The organism is Mesorhizobium sp. P3_A2 (assembly GCF_056403115.1).
In genome coordinates this window covers 99,690-114,942 of the sequence record NZ_JBFUGC010000016.1, presented here as the reverse complement: position 1 = coordinate 114,942, position 15,253 = coordinate 99,690, and the positions used below count along the sequence as shown (strand labels likewise).

Sequence of the window (15,253 nt, the reverse complement as noted above, 5' to 3'; positions counted from 1 at the left end):
ACCGTATCCAACATGCAGGAAGTGGCGGCGCGCGGCGGCAAGATCATCCTGATCACCGATGCCAAGGGCGCGGCGCAGGTCAGCGTCAAGACGATGGAGACGATCATCCTGCCCGACGTGCCGGAGATCATCTCGCCAATCATCTACGCGCTGCCGATCCAGATGCTGGCCTATTACGCAGCCGTCTTCATGGGCACCGACGTCGACCAGCCGCGCAATCTGGCGAAATCGGTGACGGTGGAGTAGTCAGCGCTCATTGGCGGTCTTTAAAAACTTCGCAGTTCCAAAGCGCCGTTGGGTTCACTAATGTTGCGGTGCAACCCCGCGCTCCCGGTGAACCATGTCCGATGCTCCCAGAACTTCCGGCATGACCCGGCTGAGGAACTATTTCCTCACAGGCTTCATCGTCTGCGCGCCGCTGGCGATCACTGCCTATATTGCGTGGTCATTCATCGGCTGGGTCGATTCCTGGGTAAAACCTTACATTCCGGCGCGCTACAGCCCCGATACTTATCTGCCGTTTCCGGTTCCGGGTTTCGGCCTGATCGTGGCGCTGATCCTGATCACGCTGATCGGCTTCATGACCGCCAACATCGTCGGCCGCGCCATCGTCAATTTCGGTGAACGACTGCTTGGCCGCATGCCGCTGGTGCGCGGCATCTATGGTTCGCTGAAGCAGATTTTCCAGACGGTGCTGTCGAACAAGGGCGACATGTTCCGCCAGGTCGGGCTGGTCGAATATCCGCGCAAGGGCGTCTGGTCGCTTGTGTTCGTCGCCAGCGAGAAGGAAACGGAGATCAACCAGAAGCTCGACCGGGAGGGCGATCCGATGATCGCCGTCTTCATGCCATGCACGCCGAACCCGACCACCGGTTTCCTCATGTATGTGCTGAAATCCGACATCGTGCTGCTCGACATGACGATCGAGGACGGCGCCAGGCTGATCGTTTCGGCCGGGCTGGTAGCTCCCGAGGTTAAGCCGAAAATGGTGACGGTGAACGGTGAGCCGATCGACGGAGACCTCGCCAACCCGCCGCTTGGCGCCTTGGCTCAGCCGGCGCGCAAGAGCCGAATAGCCTCGTCGCGGCCGAACAAATAGAGCAACAGGCGCAGCGCCTCGCCGCGCTCGGATTGCAGCTCCGGATCGCGCGACAGGACCAGCCTTGCATCGTCGCGGGCGGCTTCGAGCAGGTCGGCATGCGCCTCGATGCGCGCCACCTGAAAACCCGGCGTGCCGGACTGGCGGGTGCCCAGCAGTTCTCCTTCGCCTCGCAGTTTCAGGTCCTCCTCGGCGATCAGGAAACCGTCTTCGGTCTCGCGCATCACCGACAGCCGCCGCTTAGCCGTCTCGCCGAGCGGGTCCTTGTAGAGCAACACGCAGGAGGAGGGCTTGTCGCCGCGCCCGACGCGGCCACGCAGCTGATGCAGTTGCGCCAGGCCGAAGCGCTCGGCATGCTCGATGACCATGATCGTGGCATCCGGCACATCGACGCCGACTTCGATCACCGTGGTGGCGATCAGGATGCGGGTTTCCCCGACCTTGAAGGCGCGCATCGCCTCGTCCTTTTCCGCGCCCTTCATGCGGCCATGAACAAGGCCGATACGGTCGCCGAACAAAGGTTGCAGCGAGGCGAAACGGTCCTCGGCCGACATCAGCTTGATCTCTTCGGATTCCTCGACCAGCGGACAGATCCAGTAGATTTTCTGGCCATCGGCCACCGCGTCGAGCATGCGGCCGACCAGTTCGTCGAGCCGTTCGAGCGGCAGCGTGACGGTGCGGATCGGCTGGCGGCCGACCGGCTTTTCCGTCAGCTTGGAGACGTCCATGTCGCCGAAGGCGGTCAACACCAGAGTGCGCGGGATCGGTGTTGCCGTCATCACCAGCATGTCGGGCGCGTCGCCCTTGGCGGTGATGGCAAGCCGCTGGTGGACGCCGAAGCGGTGTTGCTCGTCGACGACGGCAAAGACGAGGTCGTGATAGGTCACCGTTTCCTGAAACAGCGCATGGGTGCCGACGACGATGTCGATGTCGCCGCTGGCAAGACCTGCCAGCGTTTCGGAGCGCTCGCGACCCTTCTCCCGGCCGGTCAGGATGGCGACACGCAGGCCGGCCTGTTCGGCCAGCGGCGTGATCGTTGCCAGATGCTGGCGCGCCAGGATTTCGGTCGGCGCCATCAGCGCTGCCTGGCCGCCGGCCTCGACGGCGCGCGCCATGGCAAGCAGCGCCACCACCGTCTTGCCGGAGCCGACATCGCCCTGCAGCAGGCGCAGCATGCGTTCGGGATCGGCGAGATCGGCGTTGATTTCGGCGAGTGCGAATTCCTGGCTGCCTGTCAACGAATAGGGCAGGGCCGCGCGCAGTTTCTCGACAATGCGGCCGTCGCCGATCAGCGGCCGACCCGACAGGCGGCGCACTTTTGCCCGCACCAGCGCCAGCGACACCTGGCCGGCCAGCAACTCGTCATAGGCGAGGCGGCGCCATGCCGAGCCCTCGATGGCGACATCGATCGGATCCGATGGATAGTGGATGCGGGCAAGCGCGTCAGCGAAGGCCGGGAAGGTCTGCTTGCGCATGAAGGCGCCGTCCTGCCATTCCGGCAGTTCCGGCAGCCGACCAAGCGCCTGGCCGATGGCGCGGCGCAGCACCTTTCCGGACAGACCGGCGGTCAGCGGATAGACCGGCTCGACCAGCGGCAGGGCTTCGGCATCGCTGGCCAGCGCGATGTGGTCGGGATGGACCATGGTCGGGCGGCCGTTGAACCACTCCATGCGGCCGGAGACGGTGACATGTTCGCCCACCGGCATTGCCTTTTCGAGATAGGCGGCATGGGCGTGGAAGAAGGTCAGGCCGATCTCGCCGGTATCGTCATGGGCATAGACGCGATAGGGCACCGAGCGGTTGCCACGCGGCGGCGGCTGGTGGCGATCGATGCGCACGTCGAGCGTGACAATGGCGCCGGCCGGCGCGAGCGCAATGCCGGGGCGATTGCGGCGGTCGATGACGGTGTGCGGCAGCACGAACAGAAGGTCGCCGGCGCGCGCCGGCCGATCGCCGAGATCGGCTGCCACCACCTTCTCAATAAGCGCGCCGACCTTTGGCCCGACGCCGGCAAGCGAGGTGATGCGGACGAACAGAGGGTCGAGGAGGGAAGGTCTCATTCGTAAGAGACCGCGCTATGTGGGCGCCCAGTCCTACCCCCCTCTGTCCTGCCGGACATCTCCCCCTCAAGGGGGGAGATTAGCAGTTTTAGCCGCACCGCCCATCTTGCAATATTGGAGATTGGCGAAACCGGTCGCGAAAGCCAATCTCCCCCCTGGGGGGGGAGATGTCCGGCAGGACAGAGGGGGGTGCTAGCGCCGATGTTGTCAGGAATGTTCGTCACGCCGGGATGTTAGACAGACACGAGCTTGTTGCAAGGCTGACACCGCCCTCTATCCACGCTATATGCGCCGCACCAAGCGAGGATGCGGTACGATGACCGGGACGAAACGATCGAGCGAGGGGCTGGATATCAGGCGCCGCAAGCTGTTGTTCCGCTCCTGGCATCGCGGCATGCGCGAGATGGACCTTATCCTCGGCACCTTTGCCGACAACGAGATCGGCGCCTTGACCGGCGACGAAATCGACCAATATGAAAGGCTCCTCGACATTCCCGACACCGAATTCCTGCCCATGGTCACCGGCGAGCGCCCGGTGCCGTCCGACATCGACTGTGCCGTCCTGCAAAAGATTCTGGCGTCGCGCCGGACCATGACATTTTAAACACAAGCAATTCCAGGAAAAGTGCGAAGCGGTTTTCCGTCCGGAATTGCGACAACCAAGACCGTGCAATCATGAGCCTCATCCCAAAAATCGGTCTGCCGAAAGGCCGCGCCGGCCAATTCATCGTCGACGGCGTCGCCGACGGCTACGAAGCCTTTGCGCTCGTGCAGGCGATCCATGAGATCGCGCCCGACAAGCCTGTGCTGTTCGTGGCGCGTGACGGCCAGCGCCTGCCGGCGATCACGGAGGCGCTGACCTTTGCTTCGCCTGGCCTGCCGGTGCTGGAGCTGCCGGCCTGGGACTGTCTGCCCTACGACCGCGTCTCGCCGGGCTCGGATGCCGCCGCCAAACGGCTTGATGCGCTCACCGCGATGATCGCGCTGGCGAAAAAGCCGCATCGCGCGGTCATCCTGACCACCGCCAACGCCTTGCTGCAACGCATTCCGCCCGCCGACCTCGTCGAGGCGCAGACCTTCCACGCTAGGCCCGGCAACCAGATCGACATGAACGCGCTGGTGTCGCGGCTGGAGATTTCCGGCTTCGAGCGGGTGCCGACGGTGCGCGGCGTCGGCGAATTCGCGGTGCGCGGCGGCATTCTCGACCTCTACGCACCCGGCTGGACGGAGGCGCTGCGCCTCGACTTCTTCGGCGACACGCTGGAATCGATCCGCGTCTTTGACGCCGCCACGCAGCGCACCACCGGCCAGCGCAAGTCGATGGCGCTGCAGGCGATGAGCGAAGTGGCGCTGACGCCGGAAACCATCAGCCGCTTCCGCCGCGCCTATATCGAAGCCTTTGGCGCGCCGCAGCGCGACGACGGGCTTTATGCAGCTGTGAGCGAGGGCCGGCGCTTTGCCGGCATGGAGCACTGGCTGCCGCTGTTCTATGAGCGGCTGGAGACGGTGTTCGACTATCTGCCGGATGCGCCCGTGGTTTTCGACCACCTGGCGCATGAGGCGCTGGCCGAGCGCCATACGCTGATCCTGGATCACTACGAAGCGCGCCGCAAACAGGCCGACGCCGCCTTGAAGGATGCAGTGCCCTACAAGCCGGTGGCGCCGGACCTGCTCTATCTCTCGCCGGAAAATCTCGTGGCGTCGCTCGGACCGCGCGAAGCCATCGACTTCACCGCTTTCGACGCGCCGGATGTCGGCGCCAAAAAAGTCTTCCATGGCGGTTCGCGCCATGGCCGCAGTTTTGCCGAGGAACGCGCCGACCCCAACGCCAATGTCTTCGATGTCGTCGTAAAACACATCGCCGACGAGCGCGCGGCGCGCCGCCGCGTCATTGTCGCCGGCTGGACAGAAGGCTCGCTTGACCGGCTCGGCCAGATCCTGGCCGAACATCACCTCGGCAATCTCGTGCCGGTGGCGACGCTGGCCGAGGTGGAAAAGCTCGAGCCGAGGCAGGCGGCACTCGCCGTGCTGCCGCTGGAATCCGGCTTCGAGACCGAAGGGCTGGTCGTCGTTGCCGAACAGGACATTCTCGGCGACCGGCTGATCCGGCGCTCGAAGCGCAAGAAGCGCGCGTCCGACTTCATTGCCGAGGCGTCGTCGCTGTCGGCGGGCGATATCGTCGTTCATGCCGATCACGGCATTGGCCGCTTCATCGGCCTGCGCACCATCGAGGCGGTCGGCGCGCCGCATGACTGCCTCGAAATCCACTATGCCGGCGACGACCGGCTGTTCCTGCCGGTGGAAAACATCGAGCTTCTGTCGCGCTACGGCTCGGATTCAGCCGAGGCATCGTTGGACAAGCTCGGCGGCGGCGCCTGGCAGTCGCGCAAGGCGCGGCTGAAGAAGCGCCTGCTCGACATGGCGGGGCAGCTGATCCGCATCGCCGCCGAACGGCAGATGCGTTCGGCCCCGCCCATGGTACCGGCAGAAGGGCTCTATGGCGAATTCTCGGCGCGCTTCCCCTATGAGGAGACCGACGACCAGCAGGGTGCGATCGATTCCGTCATGGACGACCTCGGCGCCGGCAAGCCGATGGACCGGCTGATCTGCGGCGATGTCGGCTTCGGCAAGACGGAGGTGGCGCTGCGCGCCGCCTTCATCGCTGCCATGGAAGGCTTCCAGGTCGCGGTCGTGGTGCCGACGACATTGTTGTCGCGCCAGCATTTCAAGACCTTCTCGCAGCGCTTCTCCGGCCTGCCGATCCGCGTCGCCCAGGCCTCGCGGCTGGTCGGCGCCAAGGAACTGGCGGAGACCAAGAAAGGCATCGCCGAGGGCCAGGTCGACATAGTCATCGGCACCCATGCGCTGCTTGGGTCGGCGATCTCGTTCAAGAATCTTGGCCTGCTGATCATCGACGAGGAGCAGCATTTTGGCGTCAAGCACAAGGAACGGCTGAAGGATCTCAAGACCGATGTCCATGTGCTGACGCTGTCGGCGACGCCGATCCCGCGCACGCTGCAGCTCGCCTTGACCGGCGTGCGCGAACTGTCACTGATCGCCACACCGCCGGTCGACCGCATGGCGGTGCGTACTTTCATCTCGCCCTTCGACCCGCTGGTCATCCGCGAGACGCTGCTACGCGAGCGCTATCGTGGCGGCCATTCCTTCTATGTCGTGCCGCGCATCAGCGATCTCGCCGAAATCCATGATTTCCTGCGAGAATCCGTTCCCGAGCTGAAAGTCGCGGTGGCCCATGGCCAGATGCCGCCCGGCGAGCTCGACGACATCATGAACGCCTTCTATGACGGCCAGTACGACGTGCTGTTGTCCACTACCATCGTCGAATCCGGGCTCGACATCCCGACCGCCAACACGCTGATCATCCATCGTGCCGACATGTTCGGCCTGTCGCAGCTCTACCAGCTGCGCGGCCGCGTCGGCCGCTCCAAAGTGCGCGCCTATGCGCTGTTCACGCTGCCGGCCAACCGCAAGCTCACCGACACGGCCGAGCGCCGGCTGAAGGTGCTGCAGTCGTTGGACACACTCGGCGCCGGCTTCCAGCTCGCCAGCCACGATCTCGACATCAGGGGCGCCGGCAATCTGCTTGGCGAAGAACAGTCCGGCCACATCAAGGAGGTCGGCTTCGAACTCTACCAGCAGATGCTGGAGGAGGCGGTCGCAGAAGTGAAGGATTCCGGCGAAGTCCAGGATGGTGGCTGGTCGCCGCAGATTGCGGTGGGCACGGCGGTGATGATCCCGGAAAGCTATGTGCCGGACCTGCAGCTCAGGCTGGCGCTCTACCGCCGCCTTGGCGACCTCGAAAACACCGAGGAGATCGATGCGTTCGGCGCCGAACTGATCGACCGCTTCGGTCCGCTGCCGGAAGAGGTGAAGCATCTCTTGAAGATCGTCTTCATCAAGGCGCTCTGCCGCAAGGCCAATGTCGAAAAGCTGGATGCCGGGCCAAAGGGCGTCGTCATCCATTTCCGCAAGCGCGAATTCTCCAACCCGGTCGGGCTGGTCAAATACATCGGCGAGCAGGGCTCGCTGGCCAAGATCAGGGCCGATCACAGCGTGGTCTTCATCCGCGACTGGCCGACAGCCGAGAAGCGTCTGGCGGGCTCGGCGGTCGTCATGACGCAGCTGGCGCGGTTGGTCGAGAAGGCCGCCTAGCCCAGCTGGCGCATTCGCCAGCACTTGAATTCCGGTCTAGAATAGGAAATCGGCTTCGTGTATGGAGCCGCGATCCCCATATGGGGGTTGGAATGGCGGACAAAGCCCGCTGGAAAGAGCGTTTGGGTGCAGCGATGACGAAATGGTCGCCGAATTCTTGGAGAGCAAAGCCGATCAAGCAGGTTCCTGCCTATCCGGACCTTGCCGCGCTGAAGAACACGGAAGCCCAGCTCGCCACCTTTCCGCCGCTGGTTTTTGCCGGTGAGGCGCGCAAGCTGAAGAAGCAGCTTGCTTCTGTCGCTGCCGGCGACGCATTCCTCCTTCAGGGCGGCGATTGCGCCGAGAGTTTCGCCGAGCATGGCGCGGACAACATCCGCGACTTCTTCCGCGTCTTCCTGCAGATGTCGGTGGTGCTGACGTTTGCCGGTGCGCAGCCGGTGGTGAAGGTCGGCCGCGTCGCCGGCCAGTTTGCCAAGCCGCGCTCGTCCGACAACGAGACCAAGGGCGGGGTGACGCTGCCCAGCTATCGCGGCGACATCATCAACGGCATCGAGTTCGACGCCAAGTCGCGCATTCCCGACCCTGCCCGCCAGGAAATGGCCTACCGCCAGTCGGCGGCAACGCTCAACCTTTTGCGCGCTTTCGCCCAGGGCGGCTATGCCAGCCTGGAGAATGTGCACAGCTGGATGCTCGGCTTCGTCTCCGACAGCCCGCAGGGCGAGAAGTATGGCATGCTCGCCAACCGCATCACCGAGACGATGGACTTCATGAAGGCCGTCGGTATCACCTCCGAGACCAACTACGCGCTCCGCGAGACCGATTTCTACACCAGCCATGAAGCGCTGCTGCTCGGCTATGAAGAGGCGCTGACCCGCGTCGATTCGACCTCTGGCGACTGGTACGCCACGTCGGGCCACATGATCTGGATCGGCGACCGCACGCGCCAGCCCGACCATGCGCATGTCGAATATTGCCGCGGCATCAAGAACCCGCTCGGCCTCAAATGCGGTCCCTCGCTGACGCCGGACGGCTTGCTGGAATTGATCGACCTGCTCAACCCGGAGAACGAGCCGGGCCGGCTGACGCTGATCGCCCGCTTCGGTTCCGACAAGGTCGCCGACCATCTGCCGAAGCTGGTGCGCGCGGTGCAGAAGGAAGGCCGCAGCGTGGTGTGGTCGTGCGATCCGATGCATGGCAACACGATCGAGGCCGCCGGCTACAAGACGCGGCCGTTCGACCGCATCCTCAAGGAAGTGCAGACCTTCTTCGAGGTGCATCGCGCCGAAGGCACGCATCCCGGCGGCATCCATGTCGAGATGACCGGCAAGAACGTCACCGAATGCACCGGCGGCGCCCGTGCAATCACCGCCGAGGAGCTGCAGGACCGCTACCACACCCATTGCGACCCGCGCCTCAATGCCGACCAGGCGATCGAACTGGCGTTCCTGGTCTCCGATCTGTTGAAGAAGAGCCATCCGGTTCAGCACAAGCAGGTAGCCAACGGTTGAACCTGTTTGCAGGTTGAAAAGAAAAAAGCGCCGGCGAAATCCGGCGCTTTTTTGTTGATCAGCGGCTGCGTTCCCAACGCAGGCCGTTGAGCCGGGGATCATTGGCGAAGGCGGTTCTGGAAAACTCGATGCGCCTTTCCGGAAACTCGCAGATCGCCTGCACGCCGAACGAGCCGAGCCGGATGCGCCAGGTGTGCGGCTCCAGCGGCTTGGCCTTGGCAAAGCCGCGGCATGTCAGCAGCGCCACATTGGTACCTTTGGGGTCACGCGCCGAGCGGTAGCGGATCGCTTCCAGCCCGGCCTCGCGCGTGGCATCGGCAACCGCCTGGCAGGCGGCATAGTCGGTCGGATGCGTCCACTGAGCCTCATCGCGGTCGAGCGGCGGCCGCGTCAGGTCGGCGGCTTTGTCGGAACGGATCGCGGCAGCGAAAGCGGTGTATTCGGCGGCGTCGTGCGGCCACGGGGTGTCGGGCGAATCGGCAAAGAACAGCAGGCGGTAGAAGGCCATTTCAGCGACGGCGGTCATGATCGTCTCCGCCGCGTAATAGACGCCCAGGGTGCGGCCGGCGCGGCGGAAGCGCGAGCCGTAAGGGTAGATCGAGCCGTAGCGGAAGGGCGTTGCCAGGAGATAGTGGAGATGCCGGCATTCCATGGGGATCTGCGGCTTGGTCTCCTCGATCAGATCCTCGATCAGCGCCTGTTCGTCCAGCGTATCGACGACTTTCAGCGTCGAGACGCGGTGCTGCGCCTCGACCATGCGCCAGTATTTGCCGTAGAGCCGTACGGCTTCAGACGAGAGCGCGTCGGGAGTCCAGATAGGCAATGACATCGACAAGCCCGGTGATGGTGAGGATCTTTTCAAGCGGGCTGCCGTCGAACGCCGTGTTGGCATTCTTGAGCCATGCCCGGGCTATCGCCTCGTCACCGCCGACAATGGCGTCGAGCGAACGGAACAGCCGCACGAACAGCACCGCGAGCTCGAACGGCTTGGTGCCGCGCTCGAGCAGGAATTCCTGCCTGCGCATGCGCGAAACCGTGGCTTCCGAGACGCCGATGATCGACGCCAGCGTCCTGGCGGTTATGTCCATAAGCTCGGCAGCGCGCAGCGTGGCCTTGGTCAAAACCACGTTTTCGGCCGTTTTTTTGGCAGCATTGGGTTGTGTAACAGACATGGCCTCTCTCTTTCCATGGAAAATATAGGCCATGAAAATTCATATGGAAAGATGCCGTGCCCGATAAATTTGCCTACGTCCGCGAATAGGCTGTGCGCCGAAGCGTCAGTCTTTCTTGTAGAGCAGCCAGTTCTTGCCGGTGCGGCCGGCCATTGTCGAATGCCGGGTGATGCGGTTGCGCCCGCCGACCTTGGAGCGGTAGAGCGCCCGATCCGCCTTGGTGTAAAGATCTTCCGGGCTTTCGGCTTCGGAGGCCATGCAGATGCCCATGGAAACGGTCACCGTGCCGTAATTGGTGCCGGTCTGGCTGCTGGTGAAGGGCGTCTGTTCGATCAGCACGCGGATGCGTTCGGCGATCTCGTAGGTGGTATCCTCGCTGGCGCCCTCGATGATCAGCGCGAATTCCTCGCCGCCGGTGCGGGCAACGAACATGTCTTCACGGATGCTGGTCTGGAAGATTTCGGCGATGATCTGGATGATCTTGTCACCGACCGGGTGGCCGTAGCGGTCGTTGATGTCCTTGAAATGGTCAATGTCGGCAAGAATCAGCGCGTTGAACAGGATGCCCCTGTTGGAGGTGTAAATCCCGGTGATTTGCTTGTCGAAGGCGCGGCGGTTCCAGATATGGGTCAAGGGATCGGTGTCGGCGAGCCGCTTGTACTCCTCGAGCTTCGACTTGACGCTCTCCAGTTCCGCCGTCTTGTCGCTGAGCGTGGTGGCAACCTGCCTGCCATGGTCGAGGGTCGAATTGGTGGCGACCGCCATGGCGTTGGCGACCTTCTGCAGCAGATCCTGTGAAAGCAGGCTGCGGTTGGCGAGGCCGCTCGACGTCTCATCGAGGATCTTGCCGTATTTCTCGATATGGCTGCGTTCGCTTCGCAGCAGCAAGGCGATATCCTCGAGTTCCCTGGCCAGTACATCGCGCGCCTGCTCGACAATGCCTGGACCATGGTGCTGGGCAAAGAAGGCGCGGCCGATGCGGTCGAGATCGTCCTGCGTCGGCCGGTTGCCGAGCGCCACGACGGCAAGGCTGAGTTCGCGATTGGTGCCTTTTAGCGCTTCGTAGAAGATCTCGTAATTGCGCGGCAGACCAAGCACGCCGAGCTGGCGCATGGTCGTCACAACAGCTGTTGCAATGTCGCTGTTTCGGTCGGTCTGGGCGGCTGCCGGCTGCATGTTCTGTTCACTCTACCCCTGGGAACCATCGCAGACCTGCGCGTGCGAGATGTCGCCGACCGGGGGAGAACCAGCCGTATTTCGGATCATCCTGCGAAAGGCGCGTCCCCAATCGCGACCTTCGCTTGGCAACGACCATAAATGCGCTGGCGCTAAAGTTTCCTTAATGTGCCGCAAGGTAATGCGACTATTCCACCTCAGGCTGCAACAATGCGTTGCAACCATCCTGAGGTGAAGTCCGAACGCGCCCGTCCGATGTCGCATTTGCTGGTGCCTGGCTCTCGCAAAACTGAAATCCTCGCGAGAGGCGGCGAAGCCGTGAACGATGGCCGGTGGAGGGCAGGGATGAGCGATATCAGCAGCGGATCTTGCCTGTGCGGAGCAGTGCGTTTCCAGACGCAAGGGCCGTTGCGCGGCGTGATCTATTGCCACTGCTCGCAGTGCCGCAAGCAGAGCGGGCATTTTTACGCCGCGACCAATGTCGCGGATGGCGACATCACGATAACCGGCACCGACAACATCACCTGGTACGAAGCGTCTTCCTTTGCCAAGCGCGGCTTTTGCAAGATCTGCGGCTCGGTGCTGTTCTGGAAGCCTGGCCAGGATGCCTATGTCTCGGTTCTGGCCGGATCGTTCGACAACCCGACCGGGCTCGAGGGCGAATGCCATATCTTCGTCGGCGACAAGGGCGATTATTATACGATCGACGATGGGCTGCCGCAGTTCGAGAGGTCGACGCCGACCATCAAGGTTGCGGACGAATGATTTTTGGTATGGCTGCCTTATTCCCTTGATCCAGCCATTGCGATATCCCCTGCCGGTGATTCGAAGGGGATGCGCGGGCAATGCAGCGGCTGATCGATGCTTTCTTCAATTCGGTGCGGGCTTTTCGCAAGCTCGCCGCCAGCGAAAAGGCGTTCCAGCAGGAACTGATGCTGCTCGTCCTGGCGCTGCCGCTCGGCTGGTTCGTCTCGGTGTCGTGGCGCGGCTACGCGCTGCTGATCGGCGCCGTGCTGCTGCTGATCATGGTCGAGGTGCTGAACACCGGCATCGAAGCGGCCTGCGATGCCTTCAGCCGCGAGTTCAACGTCGACATCCAGCTGGCCAAGGACTGCGGCTCGCTGGCGGTGCTGATTTCGGTGGTGATCGTCGCCGGCGTCTGGGGTATCGCCATCATCGAGCGCATCACGGGACTACCGATCTGACAGCTTCGTTCCTATTTGTCGGTCACTAAAGGAGACTGACGTTGAGCGAAGCTGCCAATTCCCTCTTGCTTGAACGTGCCGGCCTGCCGGACGATCTGCGCTGGCTGGTGCAAAAATATCCGCGCGAAGACTGGCAGGGTCACGCCAACATCCATGGCCTGGCCAATATGTGGCTGCAGCGGCACGACATGTTCCGTGAGCTCGGTGGCATGCTGACCAACGGCATTGGCGACTATCGCGAAGGTCGGATGACGGCGCCGGATTTCGCGCGCTGGTTCGCGCCGCGGCTCAACCATTTCCTCGGCAATCTCGACGGCCACCACAATGTCGAGGACTATCAATATTTCCCGGCTTTCGCCAAGGCCGAGCCGCGCCTGAAGCGTGGCTTCGAAATCCTCGATGCCGATCACCACACCATCCATGACGGGCTGGAGCGCAATGCCGAGACCGCGAACGCCTTCATCCGCACGCTCGAGGAGAGCGAGGACAAACAGCGCTTCGCCGCCGATGCCTATGCCGACGAGAACAGCCGGCTGATCGCCATGCTGAAACGGCATCTTGCCGACGAGGAGGATTTGATCATCCCGCTGATCCTCGACCGCGGCGACCGCGCTCTGGTCGAGGACGACGACTGAGCTTTCCTAGAGCGTTTCACCGTTTCACAGAAACGGCGAAATCGCTCTATCTCTTTGTTTGTTCGCAATTCCGGACGGAAAACCGCTCACACTTTTCCTGGAATTGCTCTACGCGGCTTCGCTCTCGCGAGCGTCCTTGGCGCGCTCCTTGCCGGCGACGGTGCGGGCGATGAGCCAGGCAAGGATGGCGACGGCGAGCCCAATGGCAAGCGCGATCAGCAGCCGTTCGTGATGGACCAGCGCCCTGCCGATCATCTGCTCCGCGCCGAGGCCGAAGACATAGCCGATGCCGCAGAACAAGGCTGCCCAGACCAGCGATGAGATGGCGTTGAGGATGACGAAGCGCGGTACCGATATGCTGGCGAAGCCGGCCGCGATGCCGCCGACGAGGCGCAGGCCGTAGATGTAGCGGTTGGACAGCACGAAGATGTTGGGGTGGGATGAGACGAGGCGGTAGGCGTGGTTGAAGCCGGGCCTCGCCTTCAGTTTCAGTACCCTGGGATGGTCGGCGAAGCTGCGGCCGAGGACGAAGAAAAACGTGTCGCCGACGAAGGCGCCAATGGCGGCTGCGAGGAAAGCCTTCCAAGGGACGAAGACATGCTGATGGGCGAAGAAGCCACCGAGGATGGCCGCACTTTCGCCTTCGGCGACACAGCCCAGGAAAACCGCGATAAGCCCATATTGCTCGATGAGGTGATGGACGATCCCCGTCATTGAGACGCTTGCCGGCCCGACAGTTTTTCGTCGATGCGGCTCATCTGTTCGGCCAGGCGGGCGATGTCCTCGCGCACGCCCATCATCTGGCTGTGGCGCAGTTCGTCCAGCTTTTCATGCAGCGCCATGATCTCGATCTCAGCCTTGAGGTTGACCTCGTAGTCGTGCGCGGCGTCGAGGCGATCACGTGCGGCCTGGCGGTTCTGCGACATCATGATCACCGGCGCCTGCAAGGCAGCGATCATCGACAGCACGAGGTTGAGGAAGATGAAGGGGTAGGGATCGAACGAGTCTCGCCCCAGCAGCCACCAATTGGCGCCGATCCACAGAACCAGGAAGGCGATGAAGGACAGGATGAACGTCCACGAACCGCCGATGCGGGCGATGGCATCGGCGATCCGGTCGCCGGCCCCTTGAAGACCGGCGAGACTGTCGTTGATGTCCTGCGAGATCGGCTTGCGGTCGACGGTGCTCTGCAACACCCGCCGTTCGAGCTCACTGAGGGCCTCAGGCGTCCGTCTCATCCAGCGGTTGGCCAGTTCTGGCACGGTCTTGTGCATGCTCGCCTCCATGGTCAGCGTCTGGTCTAAAGCGCGTTCAAGCGACGCGCTTTAGGTCTTTGTTTTTATGCATATCGCTCTCTCAAAACCGGGGCCACTTTTGAGCGACATGCATTAGACCTAGAGGCTGCCGGCCCGAACGGGAAGTGGTAGATTGCCGCGTCTACCCGAAGTGAATCAGGGGAGCCAATGGCTGATTTCCACAGGATTCGTGCCCGTGCCGCAAAACGCAAAGGCGGCGACGGGGTGCTGACGGGGTTGCTCGGGCCTTTGCCCGACAACGCCGCCGTGGCCAGGATCACCGACGACCGCATCCTGTCGACGATGGCCGAGCGGGTGTTTGCCGCCGGCTTCGTCTGGCGCGTCATCGAGCAGAAATGGCCGGGTTTCGAGGAAGCGTTCCTGCAGTTCGAGCCGAAGCGGCTGTTGTTCCAGCCCGACGAATTCTGGCACGATCTGACGGCCGACAAGCGCATCGTGCGCAACCCGCAGAAGATCAAATCGGTGCGTGACAACGCCGCCTTCGTTGAGCGCGTGTCGAAGGAGCATGGCGGCTTCGGCAAGTTCCTGGCCGAGTGGCCTGCCGACGACCAGGTCGGGCTGATGGCGTATCTCGGCAAGCACGGCAGCCGGCTCGGCGGCAACACCGGCCAATATTTCCTGCGCTGGCTGGAGTGGGATGCTTTCGTCATCTCGGCCGATATGGCGGCCGCACTGCGTGACGCCGGCCTCGACATCGCCGAAAGCCCGACGTCGAAGAGGGATCTCGACAAGATCCAGGCGCAGATCAACCAATGGGCTGAAGAGACCGGCCTGCCGCGCCGGCACATTTCGCGCATCCTGGCGATGTCGATCGGCGAGAACCATTCACCGGAAGCGCTGCGCGAATATATGGGCGAGTAGGGCTGTCGCCTCAGGACACGATCGAACTCGATCGGTCTGGATTGGTCC

General features: G+C 63.1%; 15 protein-coding genes. 9 read left to right on the top strand and 6 right to left on the bottom strand.

Annotated elements, in window-relative coordinates; all coding sequences use genetic code 11:
* Nucleotides 1–246, top strand: a 246-nt coding sequence (locus AC1DXM_RS28620) for an SIS domain-containing protein (protein WP_477238394.1), incomplete at its 5' end; no start/stop codon positions are given.
* 94 nt (nucleotides 247–340) lie between these two features.
* Nucleotides 341–1,099, top strand: a complete 759-nt coding sequence (locus AC1DXM_RS28615) for a DUF502 domain-containing protein (RefSeq protein WP_477238392.1) — start codon at nucleotides 341–343, stop codon at nucleotides 1,097–1,099.
* On the opposite strand, the gene recG is transcribed toward AC1DXM_RS28615, so the two are convergent.
* On the bottom strand, nucleotides 1,051–3,159 hold the full coding sequence (gene recG / locus AC1DXM_RS28610) for an ATP-dependent DNA helicase RecG (protein WP_477238390.1): 2,109 nt from the start codon (nucleotides 3,157–3,159) through the stop codon (nucleotides 1,051–1,053). The two genes, AC1DXM_RS28615 and recG, sit on opposite strands and share 49 nt — an antisense overlap.
* Before the next feature lie 316 nt (nucleotides 3,160–3,475).
* Between recG and AC1DXM_RS28605 the strand changes: the two genes are divergently transcribed.
* The 3 genes from AC1DXM_RS28605 to AC1DXM_RS28595 all read left to right on the top strand — a co-directional run bounded on the left by AC1DXM_RS28605 (nucleotide 3,476) and on the right by AC1DXM_RS28595 (nucleotide 8,840).
* Nucleotides 3,476–3,763 carry a succinate dehydrogenase assembly factor 2 gene (locus tag AC1DXM_RS28605; protein ID WP_477238388.1) on the top strand — a complete coding sequence of 96 codons (288 nt, stop codon included), beginning with the start codon at nucleotides 3,476–3,478 and terminating at the stop codon, nucleotides 3,761–3,763.
* 71 nt (nucleotides 3,764–3,834) lie between these two features.
* A complete protein-coding gene (mfd, locus tag AC1DXM_RS28600; protein WP_477238386.1) occupies nucleotides 3,835–7,332 on the top strand; it encodes a transcription-repair coupling factor in 3,498 nt (1,165 codons plus the stop codon).
* 134 nt (nucleotides 7,333–7,466) lie between these two features.
* On the top strand, nucleotides 7,467–8,840 hold the full coding sequence (locus tag AC1DXM_RS28595) for a class II 3-deoxy-7-phosphoheptulonate synthase (RefSeq protein WP_477238398.1): 1,374 nt from the start codon (nucleotides 7,467–7,469) through the stop codon (nucleotides 8,838–8,840).
* A gap of 58 nt (nucleotides 8,841–8,898) precedes the next feature.
* Here the strand turns inward: AC1DXM_RS28595 and AC1DXM_RS28590 are convergent, their stop codons facing one another.
* The 3 genes from AC1DXM_RS28590 to AC1DXM_RS28580 all read right to left on the bottom strand — a co-directional run bounded on the left by AC1DXM_RS28590 (nucleotide 8,899) and on the right by AC1DXM_RS28580 (nucleotide 11,188).
* Nucleotides 8,899–9,669, bottom strand: a complete 771-nt coding sequence (locus AC1DXM_RS28590; protein WP_477238384.1) for an RES family NAD+ phosphorylase — start codon at nucleotides 9,667–9,669, stop codon at nucleotides 8,899–8,901.
* Nucleotides 9,629–10,012, bottom strand: coding sequence for an antitoxin Xre/MbcA/ParS toxin-binding domain-containing protein (locus tag AC1DXM_RS28585; RefSeq protein ID WP_477238382.1), 384 nt, complete (start codon nucleotides 10,010–10,012; stop codon nucleotides 9,629–9,631). The genes AC1DXM_RS28590 and AC1DXM_RS28585 overlap by 41 nt, the downstream gene beginning before the upstream one ends.
* Before the next feature lie 105 nt (nucleotides 10,013–10,117).
* Nucleotides 10,118–11,188, bottom strand: a complete 1,071-nt coding sequence (locus AC1DXM_RS28580; protein ID WP_477238380.1) for a GGDEF domain-containing protein — start codon at nucleotides 11,186–11,188, stop codon at nucleotides 10,118–10,120.
* A 345-nt stretch (nucleotides 11,189–11,533) separates the two neighbouring features.
* Here AC1DXM_RS28580 and AC1DXM_RS28575 point away from each other — a divergent pair, with 345 nt between their 5' ends.
* The 3 genes from AC1DXM_RS28575 (at nucleotide 11,534) to AC1DXM_RS28565 (ending at nucleotide 13,028) form a co-directional block, all read left to right on the top strand.
* Complete coding sequence (locus AC1DXM_RS28575; RefSeq protein WP_477238378.1) at nucleotides 11,534–11,953, top strand: GFA family protein; 420 nt, start codon at nucleotides 11,534–11,536, stop codon at nucleotides 11,951–11,953.
* A gap of 80 nt (nucleotides 11,954–12,033) precedes the next feature.
* Entirely contained in the window at nucleotides 12,034–12,393 is a 360-nt protein-coding gene (locus tag AC1DXM_RS28570; protein ID WP_112625108.1) for a diacylglycerol kinase, read from the top strand.
* A gap of 41 nt (nucleotides 12,394–12,434) precedes the next feature.
* Entirely contained in the window at nucleotides 12,435–13,028 is a 594-nt protein-coding gene (locus AC1DXM_RS28565; RefSeq protein WP_477238376.1) for a hemerythrin domain-containing protein, read from the top strand.
* 108 nt (nucleotides 13,029–13,136) lie between these two features.
* Here AC1DXM_RS28565 and AC1DXM_RS28560 read toward each other — a convergent pair whose 3' ends face one another.
* Nucleotides 13,137–13,742, bottom strand: a complete 606-nt coding sequence (locus tag AC1DXM_RS28560) for a DedA family protein (protein ID WP_477238374.1) — start codon at nucleotides 13,740–13,742, stop codon at nucleotides 13,137–13,139.
* Nucleotides 13,739–14,302, bottom strand: coding sequence for a DUF1003 domain-containing protein (locus AC1DXM_RS28555; RefSeq protein ID WP_477238372.1), 564 nt, complete (start codon nucleotides 14,300–14,302; stop codon nucleotides 13,739–13,741). The genes AC1DXM_RS28560 and AC1DXM_RS28555 overlap by 4 nt, the downstream gene beginning before the upstream one ends.
* Before the next feature lie 189 nt (nucleotides 14,303–14,491).
* Here AC1DXM_RS28555 and AC1DXM_RS28550 point away from each other — a divergent pair, with 189 nt between their 5' ends.
* Nucleotides 14,492–15,205, top strand: coding sequence for a DNA-3-methyladenine glycosylase I (locus AC1DXM_RS28550; RefSeq protein WP_477238370.1), 714 nt, complete (start codon nucleotides 14,492–14,494; stop codon nucleotides 15,203–15,205).
* Nucleotides 15,206–15,253: the final 48 nt, after the last annotated feature.